At 46.1% G+C, this 26,952-nt stretch carries 32 protein-coding genes; 17 read left to right on the top strand and 15 right to left on the bottom strand.

Translation table 11 applies throughout. The features are described 5' to 3' along the window. Positions 1 to 70: 70 nt before the first annotated feature. Both rny and Q0389_RS00155 read right to left on the bottom strand, forming a co-directional pair. On the bottom strand, positions 71 to 1,639 hold the full coding sequence (gene rny / locus Q0389_RS00160) for a ribonuclease Y (protein ID WP_298690188.1): 1,569 nt from the start codon (positions 1,637 to 1,639) through the stop codon (positions 71 to 73). Continuing rightward, positions 1,569 to 2,189, bottom strand: coding sequence for a 5-formyltetrahydrofolate cyclo-ligase (locus Q0389_RS00155; protein ID WP_298690185.1), 621 nt, complete (start codon positions 2,187 to 2,189; stop codon positions 1,569 to 1,571). Before Q0389_RS00155 ends, rny begins: the two co-directional genes overlap by 71 nt. 58 nt (positions 2,190 to 2,247) lie before the next feature. On the opposite strand from Q0389_RS00155, the gene Q0389_RS00150 reads away from it, so the two are divergent. The 6 genes from Q0389_RS00150 (at position 2,248) to Q0389_RS00125 (ending at position 6,937) form a co-directional block, all read left to right on the top strand. Next, positions 2,248 to 2,799, top strand: coding sequence for a TlpA disulfide reductase family protein (locus Q0389_RS00150; RefSeq protein ID WP_298690182.1), 552 nt, complete (start codon positions 2,248 to 2,250; stop codon positions 2,797 to 2,799). Between the two features lie 2 nt (positions 2,800 to 2,801). Further along, the gene (gene ftsY, locus Q0389_RS00145; RefSeq protein ID WP_298690179.1) at positions 2,802 to 3,680 is read left to right on the top strand and encodes a signal recognition particle-docking protein FtsY; all 879 of its coding nucleotides are present in this window, start codon (positions 2,802 to 2,804) and stop codon (positions 3,678 to 3,680) included. An 89-nt stretch (positions 3,681 to 3,769) separates the two neighbouring features. Further along, positions 3,770 to 4,528 (top strand): glutamate 5-kinase, encoded by a 759-nt coding sequence (proB, locus tag Q0389_RS00140; protein ID WP_298690176.1) that lies wholly within the window; start codon positions 3,770 to 3,772, stop codon positions 4,526 to 4,528. Positions 4,529 to 4,567: 39 nt separating this feature from the next. Next, positions 4,568 to 5,920 carry a DNA repair protein RadA gene (radA, locus tag Q0389_RS00135; protein WP_298690171.1) on the top strand — a complete coding sequence of 451 codons (1,353 nt, stop codon included), beginning with the start codon at positions 4,568 to 4,570 and terminating at the stop codon, positions 5,918 to 5,920. A 73-nt stretch (positions 5,921 to 5,993) separates the two neighbouring features. Beyond that, positions 5,994 to 6,266, top strand: a complete 273-nt coding sequence (locus tag Q0389_RS00130) for a hypothetical protein (RefSeq protein WP_298690168.1) — start codon at positions 5,994 to 5,996, stop codon at positions 6,264 to 6,266. After that, a complete protein-coding gene (locus Q0389_RS00125; RefSeq protein WP_298690165.1) occupies positions 6,257 to 6,937 on the top strand; it encodes a carbonic anhydrase in 681 nt (226 codons plus the stop codon). The genes Q0389_RS00130 and Q0389_RS00125 overlap by 10 nt, the downstream gene beginning before the upstream one ends. 12 nt (positions 6,938 to 6,949) lie before the next feature. Here Q0389_RS00125 and Q0389_RS00120 read toward each other — a convergent pair whose 3' ends face one another. Further along, on the bottom strand, positions 6,950 to 7,744 hold the full coding sequence (locus Q0389_RS00120) for an ABC transporter permease (protein WP_298690162.1): 795 nt from the start codon (positions 7,742 to 7,744) through the stop codon (positions 6,950 to 6,952). Between the two features lie 115 nt (positions 7,745 to 7,859). On the opposite strand from Q0389_RS00120, the gene fliL reads away from it, so the two are divergent. The 3 genes from fliL to Q0389_RS00105 are packed head-to-tail and all read left to right on the top strand — an operon-like array spanning position 7,860 to position 9,077. Beyond that, positions 7,860 to 8,399, top strand: a complete 540-nt coding sequence (fliL, locus tag Q0389_RS00115; RefSeq protein WP_298690159.1) for a flagellar basal body-associated protein FliL — start codon at positions 7,860 to 7,862, stop codon at positions 8,397 to 8,399. Beyond that, entirely contained in the window at positions 8,396 to 8,752 is a 357-nt protein-coding gene (acpS, locus tag Q0389_RS00110; protein ID WP_298690156.1) for a holo-ACP synthase, read from the top strand. Before fliL ends, acpS begins: the two co-directional genes overlap by 4 nt. A 25-nt stretch (positions 8,753 to 8,777) precedes the next feature. Continuing rightward, positions 8,778 to 9,077, top strand: a complete 300-nt coding sequence (locus tag Q0389_RS00105) for a hypothetical protein (RefSeq protein ID WP_298690153.1) — start codon at positions 8,778 to 8,780, stop codon at positions 9,075 to 9,077. A gap of 1 nt (position 9,078) precedes the next feature. Here Q0389_RS00105 and Q0389_RS00100 read toward each other — a convergent pair whose 3' ends face one another. The 8 genes from Q0389_RS00100 to Q0389_RS00065 all read right to left on the bottom strand — a co-directional run bounded on the left by Q0389_RS00100 (position 9,079) and on the right by Q0389_RS00065 (position 16,374). Continuing rightward, entirely contained in the window at positions 9,079 to 9,669 is a 591-nt protein-coding gene (locus tag Q0389_RS00100; RefSeq protein WP_298690150.1) for a superoxide dismutase, read from the bottom strand. A gap of 133 nt (positions 9,670 to 9,802) precedes the next feature. Then, positions 9,803 to 10,003, bottom strand: a complete 201-nt coding sequence (gene thiS / locus Q0389_RS00095; RefSeq protein WP_298690147.1) for a sulfur carrier protein ThiS — start codon at positions 10,001 to 10,003, stop codon at positions 9,803 to 9,805. Positions 10,004 to 10,011: 8 nt separating this feature from the next. After that, on the bottom strand, positions 10,012 to 10,524 hold the full coding sequence (locus Q0389_RS00090) for an ankyrin repeat domain-containing protein (protein WP_298690144.1): 513 nt from the start codon (positions 10,522 to 10,524) through the stop codon (positions 10,012 to 10,014). Positions 10,525 to 10,527: 3 nt separating this feature from the next. Then, complete coding sequence (locus tag Q0389_RS00085; protein ID WP_298690141.1) at positions 10,528 to 11,517, bottom strand: SAM-dependent methyltransferase; 990 nt, start codon at positions 11,515 to 11,517, stop codon at positions 10,528 to 10,530. Continuing rightward, entirely contained in the window at positions 11,507 to 12,724 is a 1,218-nt protein-coding gene (locus tag Q0389_RS00080; RefSeq protein WP_298690138.1) for a TolC family protein, read from the bottom strand. Before Q0389_RS00080 ends, Q0389_RS00085 begins: the two co-directional genes overlap by 11 nt. After that, positions 12,681 to 13,856 carry an aspartate aminotransferase family protein gene (locus Q0389_RS00075; RefSeq protein WP_298690135.1) on the bottom strand — a complete coding sequence of 392 codons (1,176 nt, stop codon included), beginning with the start codon at positions 13,854 to 13,856 and terminating at the stop codon, positions 12,681 to 12,683. The genes Q0389_RS00080 and Q0389_RS00075 overlap by 44 nt, the downstream gene beginning before the upstream one ends. After that, the gene (locus Q0389_RS00070) at positions 13,853 to 15,685 is read right to left on the bottom strand and encodes a molybdopterin-dependent oxidoreductase (RefSeq protein WP_298690132.1); all 1,833 of its coding nucleotides are present in this window, start codon (positions 15,683 to 15,685) and stop codon (positions 13,853 to 13,855) included. The genes Q0389_RS00075 and Q0389_RS00070 overlap by 4 nt, the downstream gene beginning before the upstream one ends. Continuing rightward, a complete protein-coding gene (locus tag Q0389_RS00065) occupies positions 15,583 to 16,374 on the bottom strand; it encodes an HlyD family secretion protein (RefSeq protein WP_298690129.1) in 792 nt (263 codons plus the stop codon). The genes Q0389_RS00070 and Q0389_RS00065 overlap by 103 nt, the downstream gene beginning before the upstream one ends. A gap of 115 nt (positions 16,375 to 16,489) precedes the next feature. Between Q0389_RS00065 and Q0389_RS00060 the strand changes: the two genes are divergently transcribed. Continuing rightward, positions 16,490 to 17,452 carry a chemotaxis protein gene (locus Q0389_RS00060; protein WP_298690126.1) on the top strand — a complete coding sequence of 321 codons (963 nt, stop codon included), beginning with the start codon at positions 16,490 to 16,492 and terminating at the stop codon, positions 17,450 to 17,452. Between the two features lie 55 nt (positions 17,453 to 17,507). Here Q0389_RS00060 and Q0389_RS00055 read toward each other — a convergent pair whose 3' ends face one another. Genes Q0389_RS00055 through Q0389_RS00045 form a run of 3 tightly spaced genes read right to left on the bottom strand, consistent with a single transcriptional unit; the run spans position 17,508 to position 20,960 of the window. Next, positions 17,508 to 18,884: a sodium ion-translocating decarboxylase subunit beta gene (locus tag Q0389_RS00055; protein ID WP_298690122.1), complete on the bottom strand. Its 1,377-nt coding sequence runs from the start codon at positions 18,882 to 18,884 to the stop codon at positions 17,508 to 17,510. Between the two features lie 7 nt (positions 18,885 to 18,891). After that, complete coding sequence (locus Q0389_RS00050; RefSeq protein ID WP_298690119.1) at positions 18,892 to 20,718, bottom strand: biotin/lipoyl-containing protein; 1,827 nt, start codon at positions 20,716 to 20,718, stop codon at positions 18,892 to 18,894. 8 nt (positions 20,719 to 20,726) lie between these two features. Then, the gene (locus Q0389_RS00045; protein WP_298690116.1) at positions 20,727 to 20,960 is read right to left on the bottom strand and encodes an OadG family protein; all 234 of its coding nucleotides are present in this window, start codon (positions 20,958 to 20,960) and stop codon (positions 20,727 to 20,729) included. Positions 20,961 to 21,135: 175 nt separating this feature from the next. Between Q0389_RS00045 and ppa the strand changes: the two genes are divergently transcribed. Both ppa and Q0389_RS00035 read left to right on the top strand, forming a co-directional pair. Further along, positions 21,136 to 21,657, top strand: a complete 522-nt coding sequence (gene ppa / locus Q0389_RS00040) for an inorganic diphosphatase (protein WP_298690113.1) — start codon at positions 21,136 to 21,138, stop codon at positions 21,655 to 21,657. 6 nt (positions 21,658 to 21,663) lie between these two features. After that, positions 21,664 to 21,960, top strand: a complete 297-nt coding sequence (locus Q0389_RS00035; RefSeq protein ID WP_298690110.1) for a hypothetical protein — start codon at positions 21,664 to 21,666, stop codon at positions 21,958 to 21,960. Positions 21,961 to 21,990: 30 nt separating this feature from the next. Here Q0389_RS00035 and Q0389_RS00030 read toward each other — a convergent pair whose 3' ends face one another. Beyond that, entirely contained in the window at positions 21,991 to 22,485 is a 495-nt protein-coding gene (locus tag Q0389_RS00030; RefSeq protein WP_298690107.1) for a hypothetical protein, read from the bottom strand. Positions 22,486 to 22,747: 262 nt separating this feature from the next. On the opposite strand from Q0389_RS00030, the gene Q0389_RS00025 reads away from it, so the two are divergent. The 5 genes from Q0389_RS00025 to Q0389_RS00005 all read left to right on the top strand — a co-directional run. Next, entirely contained in the window at positions 22,748 to 23,287 is a 540-nt protein-coding gene (locus Q0389_RS00025; protein ID WP_298690104.1) for a transglycosylase SLT domain-containing protein, read from the top strand. A gap of 60 nt (positions 23,288 to 23,347) precedes the next feature. Next, the gene (locus Q0389_RS00020; protein WP_298690101.1) at positions 23,348 to 23,521 is read left to right on the top strand and encodes a hypothetical protein; all 174 of its coding nucleotides are present in this window, start codon (positions 23,348 to 23,350) and stop codon (positions 23,519 to 23,521) included. 23 nt (positions 23,522 to 23,544) lie between these two features. Beyond that, positions 23,545 to 24,492 carry a DUF523 and DUF1722 domain-containing protein gene (locus Q0389_RS00015; RefSeq protein WP_298690097.1) on the top strand — a complete coding sequence of 316 codons (948 nt, stop codon included), beginning with the start codon at positions 23,545 to 23,547 and terminating at the stop codon, positions 24,490 to 24,492. Continuing rightward, positions 24,479 to 25,876 carry a deoxyribodipyrimidine photo-lyase gene (locus Q0389_RS00010; RefSeq protein WP_298690094.1) on the top strand — a complete coding sequence of 466 codons (1,398 nt, stop codon included), beginning with the start codon at positions 24,479 to 24,481 and terminating at the stop codon, positions 25,874 to 25,876. Before Q0389_RS00015 ends, Q0389_RS00010 begins: the two co-directional genes overlap by 14 nt. Before the next feature lie 61 nt (positions 25,877 to 25,937). Beyond that, positions 25,938 to 26,952: PAS domain-containing protein (locus Q0389_RS00005; protein WP_298690085.1), on the top strand; the 1,015-nt coding region annotated here is incomplete at its 3' end.

Genomic DNA, 26,952 nt, shown 5'->3' with positions numbered 1-26,952 from the left:
CACGTCTGACTCATAAGAGAGAATCATACTGTTTTTCTATCAAAAGAGTATAACATTTTTAAATAAATTGTTATCTCGCGTATTCGACTGCTCGGCTTTCGCGGATGACGCTTACTTTAATTTCTCCCGGGAACTGCACTTTCTGAGAAATATCATCGGCGATTTCACGTGCGAGCAATACGGTTTCGTCATCATTGACGCTTTGTGCGCTGACAATGACCCGTACTTCACGTCCGGCATTGATCGCATACGCCTGTTTTACCCCTGCTTTTTGCGTCGCGATCTCTTCGATCTCGCTCACACGTCGCAAGAAACTTTCCAATACCTCTCGGCGCGCCCCCGGACGCGCCGCAGAGAGGGTATCGGCGGCACATACCGCCGCACACTCGATGCTTTTGATCTCTTCATACCCGTGATGGGCATAAATCGCATTGATCACGACCGGATCTTCGTTATAGCGTCGGCACAATTCGGCACCGATATCGACATGGCTGCCTCCGTTCTCCTGAGTCAGCGTCTTTCCGATATCGTGCAATAACCCCGCACGCCGAGCCAATTTGACGTCACCGCCCATCTCCGATGCCATAATTCCGGCTAAATGGGCGACTTCCAGAGTATGTGCCAAAGCATTTTGTCCGTAACTGGAACGGTACCGTAATCGTCCGAGCAGTTTCATCAATTCGGGATGAACTCCCTGAAGCCCCATATCGAAGACGATCTCCTCCCCTTCGCGCAATACGGCCTCTTCAAACTCATCGCATACTTTCTGATAGACTTCTTCGATCCGTGCCGGCTGAATCCTCCCGTCTTCGATCAGCAGTTCGATCGTTTTCGTCGCAATAGCGCGGCGATACAGGTTGAACGAACTCACGATAATTGCGTTCGGAGTTTCATCGATGATAATATCGACTCCGGTCACCATTTCGAGGGTCTTGATATTGCGCCCCTCTTTTCCGATAATGCGCCCTTTGAGCTCATCATCGTCCAGATGGATAACACTAATCAGCCTCTCGGCCGCAAAATCTCCGGCAAAACGCGATGTCGCCTGCGCCAAAATGTAATTGGCTTTGCGCTTGAGCTGTTCTTTGGATTGTTCCTCCAATTCGCGCATTTTACGTGCCAGCTCCGAACGCATCTCTTCGCGTACCTGTTCTAATAAGATTGTTTTGGCATCGTTCACCGAAAGGTGGGCACGATCCTCCACAATCACCCTAAGCTGCTCACTTTTTTGGCGGTAATCGTCTTTTAATTTCTCTAAAGCTCTCTCATTGCGTTCCAGGTTTAGGCGCTGATTTTCTACCGTCGCCCGTACCGAAGCGATTTTTTCCTCTTCCGCTTTTCGGAAACGCTCAATCTCTTGTTCCGAACGATGAACGGTATTCTCACGCTCGCTCAAATCTCTTTTAACCTGTTCATAGGTCTCATCGTATCGTTTTTGCGCCTCTTTTTCTATCTCGCGCGACCGTATAGACGCACGTTCCAGAATCATTTGCGCTTCGTTTTCTATCGCTTTGGATTTGGCTTTCGCCTGTTCCAAATATAAATCAAACTGTGTTGCTGAAATCTTTTTAGAAATTAAAAAACCGACCAGACCGCTCGATATGGCGACCACGCCGCCTACGAGTAGTTCGTTTAACATTTGAATCCCTCATGCCATAGACTCTGCGCGGGGTGATTAACAAATCTCCTTGTACATCATAATCGTCACATATGTTTTGCGTTGTTTTGCACTCACATGATTGAATAAAAATAGTAAAAGGTCTCTTTTTCAGGGTTGGGAAAAATCGATCATACATCCCTTTGCCGAATCCGATTCGGCGAAATAACCCGTCTACCCCAACGACAGGAACAATAGCTACATCTATTAAATTATATTTTGTATATGAATCCCGCGGCTCATAAATCCCAAAACTCTTACGTTCCAACGGGTATCTTAATGGTACCATCTTGAAACTGACGCCATCCATAAACGGCAAATATACTTGTGATTCACGGCGTAATGTGTGGATAGTCTCGCGGATATCAGCTTCGAAACCCATCGGCCAAAAGGCCAAAACCCGTTCGGGAGCCAGCTCTTTCATCACCTTTTTCAGGCGAGAACGGACTCTGGCATCCCGATAGCTTTTAGTGCTTCGGTTCGACTCTTTGAGCCTTGAGAGACAGTAGGTTCTAAAATCGCTTTTGGTCACTTTTTACCTTTGCTTCGTTATAATCTTCATTATTCTATCCAAATGCAAAGGTCAACTCATGCGTTTTTCAACGTTTTTTATCCCTATTATCACTTTAACCTTTATCATTCAGGGGTGTTCTAAAGATTCATCCGACGAGCCTATGGTCTCAACCGCCGAATTTTCGCTTATGGATACCCAGGGTAAAAGCTATAACGTGGAAAAGCGCGGAACCAACTTTACCCTCGACGCGGGCAAAGACAAAGTCGTTTTATTCGATATCTTCGCAACATGGTGCCCTCCCTGTCAGGCCGAAGTACAACATTTGGGAAATCTTCAGAAAAAATACGGAGATGATTTGATCGTTATGGGGATCACGATCGAAGAAGACCAAAGCAACGAAGATCTCGAAAAATTTCGTGAAAAATACAAAGGAGGAACCTATCTGATGGCAAACAAAGCCGACAATCAGGAACTCTCTCGCGCTATTGCTTCGACGATCGGCGTAGGACAGCAGTTCCCTATACCGCTGATGGTACTTTATAAAAACGGCGAATACGTCACCCACTATGCGGGTGCTACCCAAGAAGAGATCATCGACCACGATATTGCTCAGGCATTGGGGAGATAAGGATGTTCGGATTCATTAAAAAAGGGCTTCAAAAGACCATCGAGGCTATCGCTGCCATCGCACCTGAGAAAAAAGCGAAAATTTCCAAAGACGATCTGGAAAATATCCTGCTTGAAGCCGATGTCGAATACGATCTTGTAGAGATTATCCTCCGCGAACTTTACCAAAATGATATTACCCGCGATCAACTCCGCTCAAAACTCCTCGCGACGCTGAGTTTTGCTCAAAACACATTACCTGAAAACCCGGACAAACCGACGGTCACCCTCATCATCGGTGTCAACGGCGCAGGGAAAACGACGACGATCGCCAAGCTGGCGCAATATTATCTCACCAAAGGCGAGCGGGTCATCCTCGGTGCCGGTGACACATTTCGCGCCGCTGCGATCGAACAGCTCACCCGTTGGGCCGACAAGCTCGATGTACCGATTATCTCTTCGCGTCAGGGGCATGATCCCTCGGCTGTTGCCTACGATACGATCGAGTCGGCCAAAGCACGCGGATTCGAGCAGGTCATCATCGATACGGCAGGACGGCTTCATACCCAAACCAATCTGGGTAATGAGCTGAAAAAAATCGTCCGTATCTGCGATAAAGCCCATACCGGAGCACCACACCGTAAAATACTGATTTTAGACGGTACGCAGGGAAGTTCCGCTATCGCTCAAGCCAAAGCGTTTAACGAAATGGTCGGGGTAGACGGAATTATTATCACCAAGCTTGACGGAACCGCGAAAGGAGGATCGGTATTCTCTATCGCCTATGCCCTCTCGCTTCCGATCCTCTACATCGGTGTCGGAGAGCAGCCCGAGCATCTGATACCGTTTGACAAATACGAATTTGTCGACGGTATACTCGATGCCATTTTTACGGCGGAATAACCTTTTCAAACTCCTTATTTCAGGCTCGATTTAACCCCCGTTAATCCTTTTAGGGTATCCTGAAAAGATTACCGACAAAAGGGGGCTTCATGCCAAGAATCGTCATCAAAGTAGGTAGCGGCGTACTGACGGAAAACAATACCATCGCAAAAGAGAGGATGCGCAACCTCGTCTCTCTTATCGCCAGACTCCAAGACCGCTATGAAGTGATCCTCGTCACCTCAGGAGCCGTCGCATCCGGTTATTCCGCCCTCAAACTCAACCGTGAAGAACAAATCAGCAAAAAAGTCCTTGCCTCGCTCGGCCAGCCGATTTTGATGAGCAGTTACAAGAAAAAATTTGATGCATATAATATTTCGACATCGCAAATCCTCCTTACCGAAGAGGATTTCGACTCGCGCAAACGGACGGCTATTTTTACCGAAATAATCGATACGTTATTGACTCACAACATCGTCCCCATCGTGAATGAAAACGATATATCGACCACCTCCGAGCAGGTATTCGGAGACAATGACCAACTCTCGGCACATGTCGCCCACTACACGAATGCCGATCTATTAGTCATCCTCAGCGACATCGACGGTTATTACGATAAAAATCCGAAAGAACACCCCGACGCTATGATTTGCAAAGAGGTAAACTCTATCCCTGCCGAAGCACTCTGTGCCGATCATACCCCCAATAACGCTTTTGCTACCGGAGGGATCGTCACCAAACTTTTAGCGGCGCAGTTTTTGATGGAGCGCGGGCAAAAAATGTTTTTATGCAACGGATACGATCTGCAAGATGCTCAGAGTTATCTTCTTGACGGTGTCCATCGTTCCGGAACACTCTTTTGCTCTTAAGGGGAGAACTGTTACAATGACATAAAACGGGATTCTCCGATGGCCAAGAAAAAAAACGTCCTTTTCGAATGTCAGCACTGCGGATTTACTACCCCTAAATGGATGGGAAAATGTCCCAGCTGCGGAGGATGGGACAGTTTTGTAGAGCTTAGTGAACAACAGCAGGAAATCATCAAACTCACCTCTACCGCATCGCCCTCAGGAGCCGCCAAAGCCAAAGAGATCACCCAGATCGTCGAAGAAAATACCGAACGCTACAGCAGCAACGATGCCGAACTCGATATGGTTCTCGGGGGCGGCGTCGTTCCCGGTTCGCTTGTTCTTATCGGGGGAAGTCCCGGAGTCGGAAAATCGACACTGCTTCTAAAAATCGGGGCCAATCTGGCTAAACAAAACCGCAACGTCCTTTACGTCAGCGGCGAAGAGAGCGAAGGGCAGATCAAACTTCGTGCCAACCGATTGGGTGCGAACGTCGACAATCTCTACCTTCTCGCAGAGATCCGGCTGGAGCAGATTCTCTCAGAACTGCACGAACGTCCCTACGAATGCATCATCATCGATTCGATCCAAACCCTCTACTCCGAAACTATCGCTTCCGCTCCCGGATCGGTCACTCAGGTACGCCAGATCACTTTTGATTTGATGCGGATTGCCAAAGAGCGTCGCATCGCTATTTTCATCATCGGACATATCACGAAAGAGGGTTCTATAGCCGGACCTCGCGTACTGGAACATATGGTGGACGTCGTCTTGTATTTCGAAGGAGACAGTTCCCAGGAACTGCGAATCCTGCGCGGATTTAAAAACCGTTTCGGGCCGACCAGTGAAATCGGCGTTTTCGAGATGCGATCCGAAGGATTGGTCTCTGCGAAAGATCTCTCTTCCCGATTTTTCAACCGTACCAAATCCCAAAGCGGCTCGGCTTTGACCGTCATTATGGAGGGTTCACGTCCTATCGTTTTGGAAGTGCAGGCACTGGTAAGCGATACCCATGCTCCCAACCCGAAACGTCAGGCTACCGGATTTGAAAACAACCGTCTGAATATGCTTCTCGCACTTTTGGAGCGTAAACTCGAGATTCCTCTCAACAGCTACGATGTCTTTATCAATATCACCGGAGGGATCAAGATCACCGAAACCTCCGCCGATCTGGCGATCCTTGCCGCGATCATCAGCAGTTTCAGAAACCGTGCTATTTCCAAAGAGACGGTCTTTATCGGCGAAGTCTCTTTAGTAGGCGATATCCGTGAAGTATTTCAACTCGACCTGCGTCTCAAAGAGGCCGCTTCGCAACAAATTACCAAGGCGCTGATCCCGAAAAAACCGCTTGAAAAAACCGCCATAAAATGTTATGAAATCGATGAAGTCAACAAACTTTTAGAATGGTTTTAACAATCTTGACGCGGTTTTAACGCAGAAGCGGGTATAATAAATCACAATGACAAAGTACGAAAAGGATGACAATATGGCCGATTGTTCTATTTTTGCAGACCACAAATCCGAGGAACGCTACTGTAAGCTTTCATTAGCCTATACGACTGATGAAGAGAAAGAAAAAATCGAAAAAGCGATCAAAAGCTGTACTCCTCTATGCTCGATAGAGCCGAATATTTACGGCGGCGATGTTGTCGGCGGTAAAAAAATGATCACGATTGAGTATCATGACGATTGTGACCGAGAAGGCGGCAAAGTTTTCGAGCAAATCATGTGCGAATTAGGAATCAAAGAGTGTCATTAAGCCAGAATACTTCCCATCCGAATGCGAAAATTTTGAAAGAGTTCGTCGCAGGAAACGAGACCTTTCAAAAAACCTATTTCAAAAAACACGAAGAACAGCTTCTCGATCTGGTTCGAGAAGGGCAAAATCCCCGTGCTTTGTTTATCGGCTGTTCCGATTCGAGAGTAATCCCCGATCTTATCGTCCAGTCCAATCCCGGAGATCTTTTCGTCATCCGCAACGTCGGCAACTTCGTCGCCCCTTATAAACCTGATGAAGATTTTCACTCCACTGCAGCGGGGATAGAGTACGCCGTCGGTGTTCTGGAAGTCTCCGAGATTATCATCTGCGGTCATTCGCACTGCGGAGCGATCGAAGCACTTTATAAAACTTCATGCGATACGACGATGATCCATACGTCAAAATGGCTGACACTGGGTGAAAAAGCAAAATCGATGGCACTGCTGGCGCTGGGCATCAATGCTCCGCGTGAAGAGCTGCTTCGGGCGACCGAGCACCTCTCGATCGTCACCCAAATCGAAAACCTTCTGACCTATCCCTATGTTAAAAAACTGGTCGAAGAAGACCGCCTTTTCATCCACGGATGGTACTACGACATTGAAACGGGAGGGATCGAATATTACGATCCCGACAGCTATCAATTCCGCCCTCTCAGCGAGCTAGCCAACTAGCCTCGCCTTCTTTTACCAGTCCAAATACAAGAAAAGAGACGATAAGAAGTAATTGGTGACAAAAATTGCCACGGCAGAATAGACGACGGCATAAATCGTCGACTGCCCTACCCCTCTGGCTCCCCCCGTCGTGTGATATCCGATATAACTTCCGATCGAACTGACGATAAATCCGAACACCGCCGCTTTGACAATTCCGGTAAGGATATCATCCATCTCACCCAAACGCATCAGCGTTTCCTGATAGGTAATCGGATTAATCCCCAAAACATTTGTAGATATCATGTATGCCGAACCGATCGCAATGAAATCAAACCAGATAACCAGCAGCGGCAGGGATATCACCGTAGCGATAATCCGCGGCGTAATCAGATACTCTTTGGAATTAACCCCTAAAATATCGATTGCATCGATCTGTTCGGAAACGCGCATGGTTCCGAGTTCTGCCGCCATCGCACTGATCGAACGCGAAATCAGCATTAAAGAGGCAAATACCGGCCCCAGCTCTCTGGCAATCGAGAAAAAGACCGTATAGCCGATAAAGTTCTCGGCTCCGAACTGATGAAAACCGTTGTAAAGCTGTATGGCCAAAACCATACCTGTAAAGAGTGCCGTGAGGGTTACAACCCCCATACACCCCATCCCGATCACCTCGATTTGCGTCAATACGGTTTTTGAGCGTTTGAAAACATGCGGATAGAGTTTAAAAAGCTGTAATTGAAACAAAACGAACTGACCGAAATTTTCAATCGTATCGTAAAAACGGACAAACGGACGACCGATATAGCCTAATAATCTCTCTACCATCTAGTTTTCCTTCTTTTCATTCGGTAAGTTTACCAAAATTTCGATTATGACACGTGACAATTTCATAACTTTCTCGCTACAATAAAGGAATAACTTTATCGATTAGGAGCTATGGATGGCCGAAGAGAAAAAAGAAGAGACCGGTACGGAAGAATCAGGGAAGAAAAAAAGCAATGTACTGTTGTTTGTCATTATCGGTGTACTGTTACTGATTCTGATCATCGGCGGAGTTGTCGCCTTCTTGTTAATGGGCAATGAAGACGCAGCCGCCGCAAAATCTGCTCCGGCAGCAAAAGAAGCTTCGGCAGGCGGAAGCGGTGAAAGCACTCCTTCCGATGCATCGATGACGGAAGTCGGATTGATGTACCCTCTTGACGGTTTTACCGTCAATCTCCTCTCAGAAAGCGGCCGCCGTTATCTGAAAGTGGAAATGAACTTGGAAATCGAAGGTGAAGAACTTAGTGCCGAACTCGATACGAAAAAGCCGGTATTGCGGGATATCATCATCCGCATCCTTTCATCCAAATCTCTTGAAGAGATTTCGACCATAAAAGGAAAAGAAAAACTCAAAGAGCAGATCGTCAACGAGTTGAATATGCATCTCAAAGACGGTAAAGTTAAAAATATCTATTTTACCGATTTTGTGGTGCAATGATCGGAATCGATTTGATTAAACTCGATCGGATGAAACGTTTCATCGAGCGTTTCGGCGATCGGGGGTTAAAAAGGTTCTTGGGGGCAGATGAATGCCTTCTCGTCAAAAACTACCGTAATGCGGCCGGATTTTGGGCTGCAAAAGAAGCCTGTGCCAAAGCGCTCGGATGCGGTATCGGCTCAGAGTGCGGTTTTCACGATATTACCATCAGCAAAACCTCCAAAGGGGCTCCGTGCTTGAGCCTCACCCCCTTGGTACGCGACCGATTCGCTATCACCGATACATCCGTTTCCATTACCCATGACGGCGACTATGCGATTGCCGTCGTCGCATTGGAACAAAAATCCCTTTAATACATTACTACAAGGAAACCGCTTCATGGAATCAACCGGCTTGATCACCATTCAAAAATATGCTTCCCGTAACCGGCTCAGTATCCATACCGTCATCAAAAAGACTATGAACGGAGAACTTCCGACGATTGTGAAAGAAGAAAACGGCCAAGAAGTCACCTATATCCTCCTCGATGAACCTGCAAAAATTCCTCCGGCAACGACTACGGCTCCGGCCGAAACGGATGAGATCGACTATAAACAGGCCTATGAGGATTTACACAAAGAATACCTGCTTCTCAAAACCAAGTACGATAAACTCCTCCGCAGTACGAATAACGGCTAGGCTATCCCCTCTTCGCCGCTGCGAAATTTTCCGAAACGAATTCGCAATTGATGAGAGGCCACCAGTGTGAAAGAGAATTGGGACGTGCATTTCGATAATCGATATAATACGCATGTTCCCACACATCGCAGGTCAGCAGCGGTTTTTGTCCATGGCGTATCGGGGTATCGGCATTGGAAGTCGTCTCAATCTTGAGTTCCCCTTCCGGTGTCAATACCAGCCATATCCATCCCGAACCGAAAAATCCGGCCGCTATACTTAAAAACTGTTCTTTTAAACTCTCCAGCGATCCGAAAGCGGCATCGATTCTATCGGCCAATTCCTTGGAAAGTTCACTTTGACCGGGCTTCAGCCCTTTCCAGTAAAAATCGTGATTATAGACCTGTGCCGCATTATTGAAAACAGCCCCGCTCGCTTTGAGTATAATCGTTTCCAGTTCCGCATCGACAAATTCGGTCCCCTCTATCAGAGAATTGAGTTTATTGACGTATCCTGCATGGTGTTTGTCATAGTGGTATGAGAGCGTTTCGGCAGAAATATAAGGTTCGAGTGCTGAATGTTCATACGGCAATGCCATAAGCTGATGTTGCATCGTGAGTATCCTCCTCGCCATAAAAGTATTGATACTCATAGTAACTGATAATCATAAAATATCCTGATAAAAAATTCAGGCTAATATGATTATTCAGCCGTAGTTTAGAATCACACTAAAAGATATTTGGAATTTATCCGCCTCCGACGAAATCGAGCAGTTCGATGACGTCCCCCTCTTGCAGTCTCGCTTCTTTCCATTTTTCCTGCTTGACGATCTGCATGTTCAACGCTGCAGCCATGACTCTTTCTTCGAGCTTCAAAGCGCTGATAAGTGCATAAAGGGTCGCTCCCTCTTCTATTTCCCTAAATTCGCCGTTTACTTTTATCTGCATACCGTTTCCTACATATAGAGTTTAATCATCGATGCGATCAGAAAATTTTCTTTCGCTATCGCAAAATCGTACGGAGTCGCTCCGTCGTTGTTGGTGAGATGGGGATCGGCTTTGGCTTTCAGCAGAAAATCGACTACTTGTACATTGCCGCTGAAAGCCGCCTGATGCAAGGGGGTGATTCCATCATTGTTAGCCAAATTGATATCTGCACCGTGCAGTACCACGAACGTCACCAAGTCGAAATTTTTTTTCTTGACCGCCAATATCAAGGGGGTATTCCCCTGAAAATCCTGCGCATTGATATCCGCATGCCGATCCAAAAGATATTGGGCTATTTTCAGATCGCCGAGTTTGATCGCGACATGCAAGGCACTCAGCCCCGCATCGTTTTGTTCATCGACATTATGGTGTTGATCTAATAGTGTCTGAATCTTCGCAATATCTCCCTCAAAAGTAGCCTCATGCAATTCTCCTGCATAAACCGCCATAGAACATACTATCAAGAGAAGGGCACGTAACATCATCTACTCCTTGACAAATCGGATCATTTTGAACCGTTCACCCATCAATGAGGGGGTAATAAGGATTTTAACCTTTTCAAGCTCCTGCTGATAGATCTCATCGCTCGTATGTTCTTTCAGCATCGCCAACAGATCCAATATCCCCATCTCGATCAGAGCGACGAGCTGTGTCGCGTATTGGGCGCACGTAATCCCTGCTTGTTCAAACGCTTCGCGGACATGGGTGAAATTGACATCATACGTGATGTCGCTTCCGCCGAAACTCTCCGCCAAGTCTAATGATTCGTCAAACAACGGATAGACCTGATGGTTTTGATAGACTCGGATCGAAAAATCGCTTCGCGCATCCAGTTCTCCGTAATCGAAACTCATAAACTCGAATCGTTCCGATGTTTGGTTCATGACCGATGCAAACGATTCGTAGCCTATCGCGATTTCCCCCCGATCTTGATTATACCGTTGGGCTAAAGCGGCGATTTCAGGTGATTCCTCCTCAAACACGATGCGATGGTTCCGGACGCTGCCGATCTTCCCTTTATAAAACAGTTCGCAGGCGAACGCATCGAAAATCTCATTGGCAATAAAAAACGTACATTGCTCATGTACTTCCTGCAGATCGCTGTAATGCTCCAATGTGACCGTATTGCCGAACGATTCGTCAAAATAATCCTGCTGTGCCTTTCGCAATGCACTGAAACGCTCCACAATCCCAAAACGCAATGTTTTTAACAATTCGGGACGGAGTGTATGAAAAAATTCGATGATATCCGCCAATAAATAGCCGTGATGGGCTCCTATCTCGCAAATAAGCGAATCGGTACGCAAAAATCCTTCATCAATGCGAGAAAGAATATGTTTGGCGATTGAGCCGCCGAAAAACTTGGAAGTACTGACCGCCGTATAAAAATCCCCTTTTTTCCCTATCGGACGGTACGATGCATAATACCCTTGCTCTCCGTAAAGCCATTCGTTCATATATTCGCTAAATCGCACCGTTCACCTTTTCGTAAAGATTCAGAAGTTCAAGCTGTCTGTCGTATTCTAAAATCCCGATTTCGATATCCTGGATTTTAGCCGAGTTATCAAGCATCTCCACATCGTATTGAGTTTTATACCCTGCTTGGAAGAGCGATTTCGTATCATTCAACAACTTTTCGTACAAAGCATGGTTTTCATGTGCCAATGCGATTTTTTTGTCGCTGTTATCCAGATTATGACGCACTTGCCGATAGAGCGCCTGAAGTTCCCGTTTTTTATCCGCAAAGGCGACACCGGCTTTGAGCTCTTCGATCCGGGCGATTTGCATATCCCGAAACTCATTGAAATCGATCGGCATCGACGCACTCATTCCATATGTCGTGTAGCGGCTCTCGTTTCGAATCGGTATGACGCTCCCCGCAAAAGCGGGATTTTCAATTTTATTCCAGTTATATCCGGCATTGAGACTTATCTGAGGAAGGTACTTGGCACGAGTCACGTTGCTGTTCCAACGGGATTTTTCCATCTCGTGTCCCGAGAGCCCCAAATCTATCGCTTCGGAGGTAAAGGCATCTTCTTCGATCAGCGTCAGTTTCGGCACCGGCGTCGTCGCATAAGGAGCATCGCTGATGCTTTCATACGAGCTTATCTGGCGCTCTTTAAGCGTTTGCAGATCATAGAGTGACTGTATCAGTACGTTTTTATCGATAATGGCGTTATCCAAGAATCCGGAATCGAGATCTCCGTGCAGATACGCTTCCGTTTTCAGTTCGAGATTCAATCCGGCATTGGCGATCAGCAGCTCCTGTTTCGCAATACGCAAGTCACTTTGGCGTATTTGCATCAGAAGCGATACCGCTTCTTTAATCAGTTTTTGGCGTGCGGCATCGATTGAGAGTGCCGAGTACCGGCGGGAGGCTTCGGCAAACTTGATCCCGTAATAGATTCCGCCGCTCCTGAAAATCGGCTGATCGATCGAAATCGCGGCGTTTTGCGTCGTACTGTCGCCGTCATACTGATCGCTTTTTCCGTATGAATAGCGAAGCTGCAAAGGTTGCAGCCACGAATCGCGCAACATATCGCTTTGAAGCTGTGCTTTGCGGTAATCGTACCTAAACTGCTCTTCTTTGAGGTCGGAGAGGATGTCATCCGCACTCAGCGAAAAAGAGCACAGAAGACTACAGAAAAGCCATCGCTTTTTCAAGGCGCACGAATCCTTCATCGATCTCTCCTTTGGTAATCGTCAGCGGAGGGAGAAAACGGAGGGTATTACGCCCCGCTTTGAGGACGATAACACCCGCTTCACGTGCGGCATTGATCACCTTGCCCAGAGTTTCGGCATCGACGACACGCAATCCGCGCATCATCCCCAGACCTACATGTTCCAAAAAGATAGCCGGATGAACCGCTGCAAATTTTGCCAACGCAGTTTCAAAATAGATCAATTGTTCATCCAATACGCCGTTCTCTTTAATTTCGGACAGAATATCGAGAACCTCGTTTGCCGCCGCAGTGGAGAGATAATTCCCTCCGAATGTCGACCCATGATCTCCGGGAGCGAAAATATCTTTTTTCGACGTCATGACGACTCCGATCGGAACGCCTCCGCCCAGACCTTTGGCCAGAGTAATCACATCCGGTGTAATCTCATACAGATTGGACGCTAAAAATTCCCCTGTGCGGTAAATGCCGGTTTGAACTTCATCGACCATCAGCAAAATATCGCGTGATTTGAGCAACTGCTCGAGAGCTTGGACTTTCTTTTTGTCCTGAGGCTGTACGCCCCCCTCTCCCTGCACCAGTTCGAGCATGACCGCCACGGTATGATCATCGATCAGCGATTCGATCTCATCGATGTTTTTTGCATAGACAAATCCGTCAGGAAACGGCCCGAAATAGTTATGCATCGATTCTTGTCCCGTCGCTTTGAGGGCCGTAATCGTACGTCCGTGAAACGAATGATCGAGTGTAATGATTTTATACCGTTTCGGCTTTCCTTCTACCTCTCCGTACTTGCGTGCGATTTTGATAGCACCTTCATTCGCTTCCGCACCGCTGTTGGCAAAAAAGCATTTCATGTCATAGCCGCTTTGTTCTACAATCTTGCGGGCACATTCACCCTGAGTCTCGATGTAATAGAGATTGGAGACATGGATCACTTTGGATACCTGATCACAGATCGCTTTGGTCAGACGTTCATTGGCGTGTCCGACGCTGCATACTGCGATTCCGGCGGCGAAATCGATATACTCTTTCCCTTCATTATCGACCAAAACGGCATTTTTACCCGCTACGAAACTCACTTTTTGTCGTCCGTACGTAGGCAATACATAATTTTCAAAATTTTTCGTCATATTTTTGTAACCTTTATTTTAAATTCTTGATATACGGCATTTTCGCCTTCATAACTTAGCAGCGGCGGAGTCAGCACATTGACCTCCGGTGTCCCGGAATAGATCAGCAGACAATCCTGCCGCAGCCTCTCATCGTGCCTGACTTCCATCTCTACCGATCCGACGGATGATGCCAGCAACACACTTTCTCCCGCTTCAAACCCTGCTTCGGGATGGAAATAGACACCCGATGGCCTGTGAAACTGAGAATTAAGCCCTTTGGGATATTTAGCTGTGATGAAATGAAACCCTTCATCCGTATCGATTTCCAAATCAACCTCATCCATAAAAACGAATTCTCCTTCGGCAAACCCCTCTTCATAAGCGATGTTTGGCCTTGAGGAACGGTATCCCGTCCCCTCATCGTACTCGATCTTTGATCGGAAATACTCCAAATATTTTTCTTCGCTCTCCAGCACGATCCTGAATGCTTCACACAGCCTGCGGGTCAATTCGAATTCACTAATCCCGAATTCATTTCCCGACATCTGCGGCATCTCTTGAAGCGTATAATCGCCGTATGAACTGCGAATGTCATTTTTTTCCAAAAACGTCTTTGCCGGTATGACCAAATCAGCCGACCGGGACGTTTCGTTTTCATACAATCCGAAATAAACTTTGAATCCGGCCCTATCGAACGATTCGCGGACACGGATCGTATCAGGCATTTGCGCCAAAGGATTGGCACCCTGAACGAACACGCAATTATACTTTGAAAAATCGACGGTGGGCTTACTGACCCGATTCGAAAACGGTGTGAACGGGTTTTCGATCCCTTCCAGAGAGCTTCCCATGTAACTGACGCCGCACCCCTGTTTTCCAAACAACCCCATGATGGCGCCGAATCCGTCAATCGCGCGGACAACATCGGCACCGTTGCGGTACTTTTGCACCCCTACGCCGACCAGAATCGCCGTCTTTTTTCCCTGAATCATCTCTAAAACAGCCCCGATCTGCCCGAGGGAAACATCGATTTTTTCCAAAGTCGCTTTGATCCTGACGGTTTGGGTCAATTCATAAAAATCACTGTATCCGCTTGCATTTTCTTCCAGATAATCCCGATCGTAAATTCCCTCGATCACGGCAAAACGACTTAATAAAAGGGCCAGATGCAAATCGCCGTGCGGTTTGATCTGAATATGTAGATCGGCTTTTTTGGCGATCGCGGTTTTAACCGGATCGATGACAATGATCTTTTTTCCTTCCAAAAACGGTAAAAGATGCGAATGGGTTACATGAGGATTCCGACCCCAGAACACGACCACTTCGCTTTGAGTCAATGCCTGCGGCGTCAACACATGATTTATACCCCGCCCGAGAAGGACTCCGGCTTCTCCGGCTCCGTCACACAGCGAGCCTGAAGTCCCTACCGCTTTGATCGAAGCGAAAAAATGCTCACTCACCCGCTGCATCAAAGCCACATTGCCGCTTCCGCGATAATACAGAACATGGTCCGGCTTCGTCTCCCGCAATGTCGCAATCAAGATATCGAGCGCCTCGTCCATAGAGATCGTTTCACCGTGCAATCTCGGAGTGCAGATGCGCTCGTTGTGCTGGAAATGGTTTAAATGGGGACAAAGATATCCGCGTGTCACGGGATGGGTTTTATCCCCTTTAATCGCCCCTTTTTCATCGATGACGATCCGACAGGCATCATAACAATCCAGCGGGCATGCCGTCGTCTGGCTCATTTGAATTCCACTTTCATCAATTGTGAAAACCGTTCCGGAGGTGAGATAACGATCTCCGCCCGATAACTGGAGAGTTTTGCCGCATCGGCAATCTTCCATAATCGATTGATTTTATACGTACTTTTGGCTCCGTTGAGATAAATCGCTTTGTTTTGTGCTTCCCGGGCTTCCGAAGCGCTAAGATACAAAGTCAGTTTCGCTTTTCGAACATCCGCAATCTGTGCCAGCGGCGTACCGGGATTCACGAACGCCTCCGCCTTCACCAGCAACTGGTACAAAACGAATCCCGGAGCGCTTAGGTGTTTATCTGCGATACTTTTCAGCAACTGCGCACGGCGAAGTTTCAAATCGTTCAACTGAATGTTGAGCGATTCGATCTCTTTTTGAAGTGCCAATAAAGAGTTTTGACTTCCGAGCAGATCGTAATATTCCCGATCTTTTTCAACCGTTGATTTGATTTTCAAATCTTTGATACGGTCGAAATTAGCCTGCTTCATCGAAACCATCTGCTCATAATTTCGACTCATCTCCTGATTATGTTCCAATGTTTTTTGAAGGGAGAGGATTTTGTTTTCGACGCTTGAAAGCTCGATTTTATCCAATTTGTCATCCATCACGATGTAGGGATTTTTCCCCAATACTTTCCCTTGATTGGCGCTGTCGGCGAAACGGACTTCAGCCGAAACGTTTGATGAGACGTTGAATATCTCGTAAGGCTCGACTTTGGCATAATACTCTTTTGCCCCCAGAGCAACGGCCAGTATTGTCAATACGGTTATAATACGCACAATCGTCGCTCCTTCTTGATGTTATCGGTATTTTACAGTCACCACCCTTTAGAATTTAGTAAAAAAACCTCCTGAATAGGATATGATTAAGAAATATAAAATTATTGAGGTCACAATGTCTCTTTTGGAACACGTCGACGCAGCGACAAACCTTGCCAAAAACAATGAAGTGCAGCTTTTGGTTTTTAAAATCGATGCGGCTGAGGAATCTCCCTATTATGCTATCAATGTTTTTAAAACCCGTGAAGTCGTAGAAGCGAAACGGCACTATCTTACTCAAATTCCGGGGGCACACCCGTTGCTGGAAGGTACTATCGTACTTCGCGAACTTCAAATCCCGATACTGAACCTTCCCAAATGGCTCGGTGTCGAGCTCAGTGACGAAAAAAAGAAAGCATCCAACCTTTTGATCTGCGATTTCAACGGCGTAATCATCGGAATTCGTATTATGTATGCCTATCGTGTCATTAAAAAGAACTGGAACGAAATGCATGCTCCCGACAGTTATCGCCTAGGGGACGACGGACTGGTCATAAACGACACTCGTCTCGATGACGGAAGCCTGTGCCTCGTTTTAGATTATGAAAAACTCTTGGCCGACGTTATACCGCAGGCAATGGTAAATGTTGAATCGTCTGTCCAATCGCTTGCCAATATGACGATTCCCGAAAAACTTAAAAACGGGGTCGTATTAATTGCCGAAGATTCTAAAACGGCACAGCGTCACCTTCGCCAAATTTTTGAGCATGCCAAAATCGGCTATCAGATTTTCAATAACGGCAAAGACCTGGTCGAGTTTATCGCACGACACCCGAATCCCGATCGAATTCCTGCCGTCATCACCGACATCGAAATGCCTGAAATGTCCGGATTTACCGTTATCCAACAACTCAAAGCCAATCCAAATACCAAATCCATTCCGATCATTGTCAACAGTTCTATGACGGGAGATAATAACAAACGCGAAGCGGCGGGATTGGGAGCTGACGGTTTTATCGACAAAACCAAAAGCGAAAATATCCTCCCTCTCATCGTTGAAAAAATGGGAGAGATGACAACAAAGCTTTTGCCGAAATAAAAATTTTTTGGATATTGACTAAAAAAAAGACTCCCCGGAAAAGGGAGTTTTGAGTTTATTTGAAGATAGAGAGCATTACACCCGCAGCGACCGCCGAACCGATTACACCGGCTACATTCGGTCCCATAGCGTGCATAAGAAGCATGTTTTGAGGATCTTCTTTCATCCCCACTTTATGCGATACACGTGCCGCCATCGGTACAGCCGAAACGCCGGCCGAACCGATCAACGGGTTGATTTTTTCTTTGCTGAACATGTTCATGATTTTAGCCATGATAACGCCGGCTGCCGTACCGGCAGAAAATGCCAGTAGACCGAGAACCAAAATTGCCAAAGTATCGACCACCAAAAACTGATCGGCTGCCAATTTTGAACCGACACCGAGTCCTAAGAAAATCGTAACGATATTGATCAATGCATTTTGCATCGTATCGCTCAAACGATCGACAACACCTGATTCTTTCAAGAAGTTACCGAATGCAAAAGCACCTACCAACGGAGCTGCATCCGGAAGAATCAAGATAACCATTACGAATACCAACAACGGGAAAAGAAGCTTTTCAAGAGCCGTAACGTGACGTAATGTATGCATACGGATTTTACGCTCTTCCGGTGTTGTTAACGCGCGCATGATCGGAGGCTGAATGATCGGAACCAATGCCATATACGAATACGATGCTACGGCGATCGCCCCTAAAAGTTCAGGAGCCAATGACGACGCGATGAAAATCGATGTCGGGCCGTCCGCTCCTCCGATAATACTGATAGCGGATGATTGTTGCAACGTAAAGTCGAACCATGGTGTAAATTGGCTCAGTGCATAAGCACCTACCAACGTGCCGAAAATTCCGAATTGCGCCGCAGCACCCAATAACGACAGTTTAGGGTTTGCCAACAACGGACCGAAATCGGTCATCGCACCGACACCCATGAAAATCAACAAAGGGAAAAGCTCGTTAGCAATCCCCATATTGTAGATGATACCCAAAAAGCCGTGCGGTCCCGCAATGTTAGCGATCGGAACGTTTGCCAGCAAACCGCCGAAAGCGATCGGAAGAAGCAATAACGGTTCAAAGTCTTTAGCAATGGCCAAATAAAAGAGCAAGAACGTTACCAAAATCATGATAACACGTCCCCACGTTTGGTGAAAATCGCTCATTACCTGTCCCGAAGAGCTCAATAATCCCTCTTTAGCATTGATAAACGCATTCAAGCCGGTCGTATCAAAAAAGCTCTTGATCATATCTCCGAATGCGGCAGGCTGATAGGTTTCTTCACGATAGGTACTTTTTTTCGGAGCTTCAGCCGGAGCAGATGCTTCGGTAACCGTGCTCGTCTCCACAGAGACGCTCACAGTGCTTATCTCTTCGGAAGCCATAGCTCCCGTCGAGAACGCAAATACGGAAATCAAAGTGAAAAATAGGCGCTTCATCACGTGATTATCCGACGATTGCCAATGCTTGGCCTTCTACAACTTTATCATTCGGACGTACCAGAACGCTTTGAACCACACCGTTACACGGAGCGACGATGTCCACTTCCATTTTCATCGATTCGAGGATCATGATTTTGTCCCCTTCTTGAACCGCAGTTCCCGCTTCAGCAATAATTTTAAACACTGAACCCGGCAACATAGCACGTACTTCAGCGCCTTCAGCAGCCGGAAGTTCATCACGTGCCTGTGCGGCCGTAGCCACATGAGGAATCACTTGAACATCGACATTTCCTGCAGCAATTTGCACGTTGTATTTTTGGCCGTCTACGACGACAGTATAGTTTCCGGTTGTACTTGGCATAGGTTTGGTTCCTTCTTTTTTGATTGGTTGTGGCGCATGTCCGGCAGGGACAACGGCTTCGGGGATATTTTTGCGAACGTTGATCACGGCGTCGCCTTTCAAGAAGGCGATCCCTTTTTCATCGCATGAAGCGGCAATGAAAATATTTTCGTCGGTAACCGCAATTTTTTCATCTTCAAGACGTTTAGTCCAGAATGCGATTGATTTTGTTTCATCTTTATCGGCGAGGTCGATGGCATGTTCACTCGTCGGTTCGAGTGAAAGCTGCTCTGCGGCAATACGCACGATTTCAGGATCCGGAGCGACTGGGGTTTTACCGAAATACCCGAGGACCATGCGTCCGTAACCCGGAGCGATTTTTTTCCACGGTCCCATTAATGCGTTATTGAGTGCTTGTTGGAAATAGAATTGAGATACCGGAGTAACGGATGTGCCGAATCCCCCTTTTTCAACCACTTCGCGCATTGCACGGATCACTTCAGGATAGCGATCAAGGATGTTATTATCACGCATCATTTGGGTATTTGCCGTCAGTGCACCCCCCGGCATAGGAGAGAACGGAATCAAAGGTGAGACTTGGGTTGCTTCCGGCGGCATGAAGTAATCTTTCAGACAATCGCCCAATACGTCTTCGTATTTGAGGATTTTTTCGAGTTCAAGACCGCCTAGGTCGTAATTCATCCCTTTGACCGCATGCAGCATCGTCAAAATATCCGGCTGGGAAGTACCGCCGCTCACCGGAGCGGCTGCCATATCGATGCCGTCTACTCCTGCATCCAGCGCTGCGAGATACGCCGCTACACTGACCCCGGCAGTTTCATGTGTATGAAGGCGTAAATGAGTCCCCTCAGGTACGAGGCGGCGAGCCATTTTAATGGTTTCGTGGATTTTATGAGGGCTTGAAGTTCCGCTCGCATCCTTAAAACAGATCGAGTGGTACGGGATACCGGAATCGAGAATTTCTCTAAGCGTACGTTCGTAAAAAGCGACGTCATGTGCCCCTTCGCAGCCTGCCGGCAAATCCATCAACGTCACGACAACTTCGTGTTTAAGGCCGTGATGAACGATACGCTCACCCGAATATTTTAGGTTTTCTACATCGTTCAAAGCATCAAAGTTACGGATCGTAGTCGTTCCGTGTTTTTTAAACATTTTTGCGTGCAAATCTACCAATTCGCGGCTTCCGGTATCAAGCATAACCGTGTTGACCCCGCGGGCCAAAGTTTGCAGATTCGCGTCCGGACCGACGATGGCGCGAAAACGGTCCATCATGTCAAATGCGTTTTCATTCAAATAAAAGAACAGGCTTTGAAAGCGAGCGCCTCCGCCGAATTCAAAATGGCGAATTCCCGCTTCTTTTGCTGCTTCGACTGCGGGAAAAAAGTCTTCCATGAGGACACGCCCTCCGAAAACGGACTGAAATCCGTCCCGAAACGTCGTATCCATGATATCAATATATTTTTTGGCCATTCTGAGTCCTAACCTTGGGTAGTTTGGTGATGATGGATCGCTGCCGCTATTGCGGCGACTTTTGCTTTGTCATCACTCCGTTTAACCTGTGCCGCACGTGTCGGTTCAGGCGCTTTGGGCGCTTCGGGGAAATATTTAAGAATAATCTTGGACTGAAGAATCGTTAAATAGTTCATGATAATCAAGAACAAAAATACGGTTCCCATTCCCAGAAACATGATTTTGATGCTTTCAAAAAACACTCGCAATCCTTTTGGTGTAATCAAATCGTAACGCGAAGATTTTATCGCAATGATGTTTAAAGATTATTTACCATGCCCGTATAACGCCTAAAGCGCAAAAAAGGTGTTACCCTACGCTATCTTTAAAATTTGATTGGCTACAATCCCATCATTACAATGTTAAAAGAGGTACTCCATGGATTTAAGTAAAATCGGCTACGGCGAAAACCCTGATAAAGTAAAAGCAATTATCGAAATTGCGTGCGGGTCCAATATTAAATACGAAGTAGAAAAAGAGAGCGGTGCTTTGGTACTTGACCGTGTCATGCACTCTGCAATGTACTACCCTGCCAACTACGGCTTCGTCAACAAAACCCTTTCACAAGACGGCGATCCTGCAGATATCTTGATCCTTACCGAATATCCTATGGTTGAGGGGTGTGTCACCAATTGCCGTTTGGTCGGTGTTTTGATTATGGAAGACGAGAGCGGTATCGACGAAAAGCTTCTTGCCGTTCCGACGTCAAAAATCGATCCTACTTTTGAAGAAATCCAAGACCTCGGCGATATCCCGAAACATACATTGGCTAAAATCAAAAACTTTTTCGAAACGTATAAGATGCTCGAACCGGGCAAATGGGTAAAAGTAAAAGGATTTGAAGATAAAGCGGCGGCGGCTAAAATACTTCAAGACGCGATCAACAACTATAAAGAGTAAAATGATATGATCGATTTTGACTCGACGTATGTTTTTTCATATGCCATTTTCGGATTAATACTCAATTTTATTTTTTCGATTGCATTCGGCTTATATCTGAGCAAAAACATCGGAGTCGAAGAGATGATCCTCTCGAAAGGGAGCCGCCGGCAATCATGGTGGCTTTCGGCCGCATTGGCGATACCGTTTGCGAAAATGATTATTACCCTCTATCGGGTCGCTATCTTGCAGCTCTATTTTCTCGATCAGGGAAGAACGCATAAAGAGTATTGGATCTATCTCACCAGCGAAGAGCAATCATAAGCCAAAACGTTATTGCTCTTCTTTAATACACTACTTTCCGATCAAAGTCTCATGAAGCCCGCTTTGATGACTTTTAGCCCCTTTCTCTGCCCTTTTGAATTTCTCATTCCACTCTTTATTATCGGTTTTCGGGTCCATAACCGCCAGCCCTTCGTTCAAAAGCATTTCACTGTAGCTCTCCTGAGCGTTAGCGTATAAAATACACTGATTCCCGACCGTCTCATAATGGTACGATTGTTGAATGTACAAATGTTCCCGTGCAAAATGTTTTAAATGAGGATGGGAATGATAAAATTTCTGAATTTCCGATCGGCATAATTCGGGCGAAGCACCTGTTGCCGCCATCCTTTCCAACGGTATGATGCCGAAAGGTTCGCACTTCACCGGAACATTACGATCCAACAATTCGATATCCGCATTGCTTTTGATCGATGTCAGTAAAGCGACCCCGTTTTTTGCATAAAGCGGGTTACACAATCCGATCAGAACGATTAGCCGGAAAAAAAATGTTTCATTTTTACTCATGGTATGTTTTTTAGACCTTTTTTTTAGCACTTTTAGAAAACTTTTTACCTCTAAACTTAAACTAACATCAATATTATTCATATATATTAACATATTAAAACTGTTATTTCTCCCAATCTTAAAGTCGGCTTTCCCTATAGGCGGTGGCATATGGATGTTTTCTATTTGTTTTTCTTAACTCATTTATTTAAAAAGTTTACACCATTGTTATCGCCCGCCGAGTACCCTAAAATTCCACATCCAATTTAAGAGGTGCAAAATTTTGAGATTTCTTTCCCTATTGATACTCCTGACACTATCCGTTTTCGGCGATAATCTCGTCAATAAAATGACTCCTAAACAACTTTATGTTTTACAAACGGTACGCGATGTCGCCAAATCCATTCCCGACAAACACGGTAAAACGTATGAAAATACACTTAGCGCTATTTGTCTGACCGAAAGCAGCGCCGGCAAAAATACGATCGGCGATTTTCGACATAAAAAATCACTTACCAAGGCTTCTCTGGGGCCGATGCAAATTCAAGTCGCTACCGCACGTCATGTAGCGCAAAATGTTAAAAAACTCCGTTGGCTCAACAAATTGAGCGATATTCAGCTGGCGGGGCGCCTTTTAGGAGATATCAAACTCTCAGCCCGTATCGCTACGCACTATGTCATTTTACTCCATGAACAACGTATCGACCATTTTTATGCTATCAGCGGTTACAACGGCGGAACCGTCAATCGTCCTTATTATAATCGCGTCATGAAAAATATGGATTTAGTAAACCATCTCGTTTCATCCGGAAAACTCTCTTAAAAAACTCCTCTATAAATTATAGTATAATACTCCCACTACAGAGAGTGCGGAGAGACACAAATGGATGATGAAAAACTCAAAATTGTATTAGCTCTTTTAAGCGGCATCGTTTTTAGTCTCATCTTTATCCTTTTGGCATTTGTCCTCCCGATCAAAGACACCTCTTCTTATCAGCCGCCGAAACATGCACCGAAAGGGCATTTAGAAAAAATTTCTCACGAACTTCAAAAATAATTCCGTTAAGTGGGAGACATTCTATGAAAATTGCCGTATCTGCCTGTTTGTTAGGAGAATCGGTCCGTTTTGACGGAGGTCATAAACACGATCGTTTTATTACCGATGAATTAGGACAATTGGCCGAATTTATCCCTTTTTGTCCGGAACATCTCGCTTTTGGAACTCCCAGACCGTCGGTTCGTCTGATGCGTCAAGATGAGAAGATTCATGTTCATTCCAACAAAAACGGAACCGATCTTACCGAACAACTCTTCCATGCATGCCGTAATGAGCTGAATCGGCTAAGCCCTTATCCTATATCCGGAATAATTTTCAAATCGAAATCTCCGAGCTGCGGGATGAAAAGTGCCAAACTCTATCTTGAAAACGGAATGTGCGAAGGAAAAGAAGACGGCCTTTTTGCCGCATTGTGCCGTGAACGCTATCCGCTGCTTCCTATGGAAGAGGAAGGGAGGCTCCAAGACCCGTGGCTGAGAGAAAATTTCATCATGCAGCTTTTCGCCTACAACGATTTTGAGCAGTTTAAAAGCGCGAATCCCTCTCCGGGTGAACTCGTCCGTTTCCATACCACCCGTAAATTCATGCTCCAATCCAAAGATGAAAAAATGTATCGTGCCTTAGGGAATATTGTCGCCAATCATGAACATTATGACTTTGAAATACAAATAGCACTCTATGAGACCCTCTATAAAACCGCTATTGCACAAAAAAGTTCTATCAAACGCAATCGCAACGTTCTCGAACACATGGCCGGTTTTTTGAAAAATCACCTCTCCAAAATCGAAAAAGAGGTATTACATACTCAATTTGCCGAATACGCAGAGAAAATCGTCCCCCTGATCGTCCCGCTCTCTACCATCGCACTCTATGCAGCGCACTATCAAGTCGATTATCTGCTAGAGCAAACGTTTCTCAATCCTTACCCTAAAACGCTTGCCTTGCGTTCGCATATCGATGCCGGAAAATAAAAAACGCCGTATCTTATGGTTTCGCCGTGATTTGCGGACAGAAGACAATCCTCTGCTCTCATTCGAGGGAGAGGTGCTCCCTATTTTTATTTTCGATTCTGAAATTTTGGACTCTTTGGAACGAAACGATCGGCGTGTCGGCTTTATTTTTCAGACTCTGGTCAAACTCAAAACCGAGCTTCAACAAAAAGGGTTGAATCTTGCCCTGTTTTACGGGAAACCAGTCGATGTTTTCAGATGGCTTTTAGCAGGCGGGTCCTACGATGAAGTATGTGCTTCCGGAGATTATGACCCTTATGCGCTCGAACGCGACCGTGAGATCTCTCATGTGCTTCCCTTTCGCCTCCTACAGGACACCTATATCTTCCGCCCGGACGAGGTACTCAAAAACGACGGAAACCCCTATCTTGTCTTTACCCCTTTTTATAATCAGGTTAAAAAGATTTTTCGGCCTGAGCATATGCAAGAATATCTGCCGGCTCGTCAATCTTTATGTCCGTTTGACTACGACGGAATACACCGCATTCGCGATTCATACCATCACATCTCTTCGGTTTCAGCGGAAGCGATCGGCTTTAATCCTCTATCTCTCAGCGATTTTCAGCAGTGTTCTCCCCGCGATAAACTCCGCTCGTTTGCATCTGCCCTAAAAACGTACTCCACCGATCGGGATTACCCGGCATTAAACGCGACATCGCATTTGGGAGTCGATCTGCGTTTCGGAACGCTCTCTATACGCGCCCTTTTGCGCTGGTTACGAGATCAAAAAACTCAAGGGGTCGATACGGAACCCTATTTCCGACAACTTATTTTTCGAGAATTTTACGCAATGCTTTTGTACCATTTTCCCCATCTCTCCTACCAAAACTTTCGATATCCGTTTCACGGAGTGGAAAACCAAGAGTATTTCAAAGCATATTGCACCGCCTCTACCGGTGTCCCGATTATCGATGCGGGCATCCGCGAACTGTTGGAAACCGGGGAGATGCCCAATCGTATCCGGATGATATGCGCTTCATTCTTTACCAAAAATCTGCTGCTGCCCTGGCAATGGGGAGAAGCTTTCTTCGCACACCATTTGATAGACTACGATGCGGCATCGAATATTCTCTCTTGGCAATGGAGTTCGGGAACCGGAGTCGATCCTCAACCCTACTTTCGTGTGTTCAATCCTTACGTTCAGACTAAAAAGTTTGATACAAAAGGAGCGTATATCCGCAAGTGGCTGCCGCATCTGGATCATATAGATCCCAAAATCCTCTCAGACGAAAGAAAAATCTTCGATTCTCCTCTCCCGCACTACCCACGGGCAATCGTTCGTTACAAAAACAGCACTGATGAAGCAATAAATTATTTTAACGCCTGTTTAAAACAATTTTCATAAAAAAATATGTTATTGTATTTCCATAATAATTGGCGCATTAAACTATAAGAGGTTTACCAGAATGGACAACGGCTCTTTTTCGCCGACAATAACGCAAGATCATGTGAAATCAGACGAACTTAAGCAACTGATATTCGCCATCAACTCTGCAGAAGACGGTATTTGGGAATATAATATCCTCACAGATACCACATTCGTCTCCAAACGGTGGCTTGAGATCATCGGCTATTCGGAAGATGAATACCAAAGTTCCGTCGAATCGTGGAAAGCGCTATTGCATCCCGATGATAGAGAACGGGCACTGGCGGTACTCTACAGCTCGATTGCCGAAAAGGTCGAAAGTGCCCATGTACGCTATCGGATACGGCATAAAAACGGTCATTGGCTATGGATATACGATCGTGCCAAAATCCTCTACGACGATGGGGGAAACCCTCTTATCATCGCCGGATTTCGGACAGATATCACTCAGCAGATACAACTTGAAACCCATAATGAAGAACTGGCCGCGATTGTGCAATACACGTCGGTCGAAGTCTATATCGTCGATGCGGAAACACTGCAATACGTCTATGCCAATAACGGGGCGCTTAAAAATTTGGGATACACCCTTTCACAACTGTGCCAATGCCGATTACAAGAGATTGTTCCCGATATCTATGATGATGATTTTCTCCATTACCTAGAAAGCGACACGCCGGTTATGAGTGCGATTTCCCGACATCGGTCGCAAAACGGTGAGATGTATCCCGTCCAATCGAGCATTCACAAACTAACCTATCAAGGCAAACCCTCCATCGTTATTTTTGATACCGACATATCCGAATTGACGGCAACCCAGAATCAGCTGCTACATCTTGCTACACACGATTCGCTAACCGGATTGCCGAATCGCGTATTGTTCTATGACCGCCTCAGTATGGCTATACGGCAATATCGACGGAAAAAGGAGAACATCGCCGTTTTATATGTCGATCTCGACCGTTTTAAACAAATAAACGATTCGTTGGGGCATCCCGTCGGAGACACATTGTTGGTCAACGTGACTCAAAAACTCAAAAGTCTGCTGCGAGAAT

This window comes from uncultured Sulfuricurvum sp., from assembly GCF_937936435.1.
Classification (GTDB): domain Bacteria; phylum Campylobacterota; class Campylobacteria; order Campylobacterales; family Sulfurimonadaceae; genus Sulfuricurvum.
This window is presented reverse-complemented; position numbering and strand designations above follow the sequence as displayed.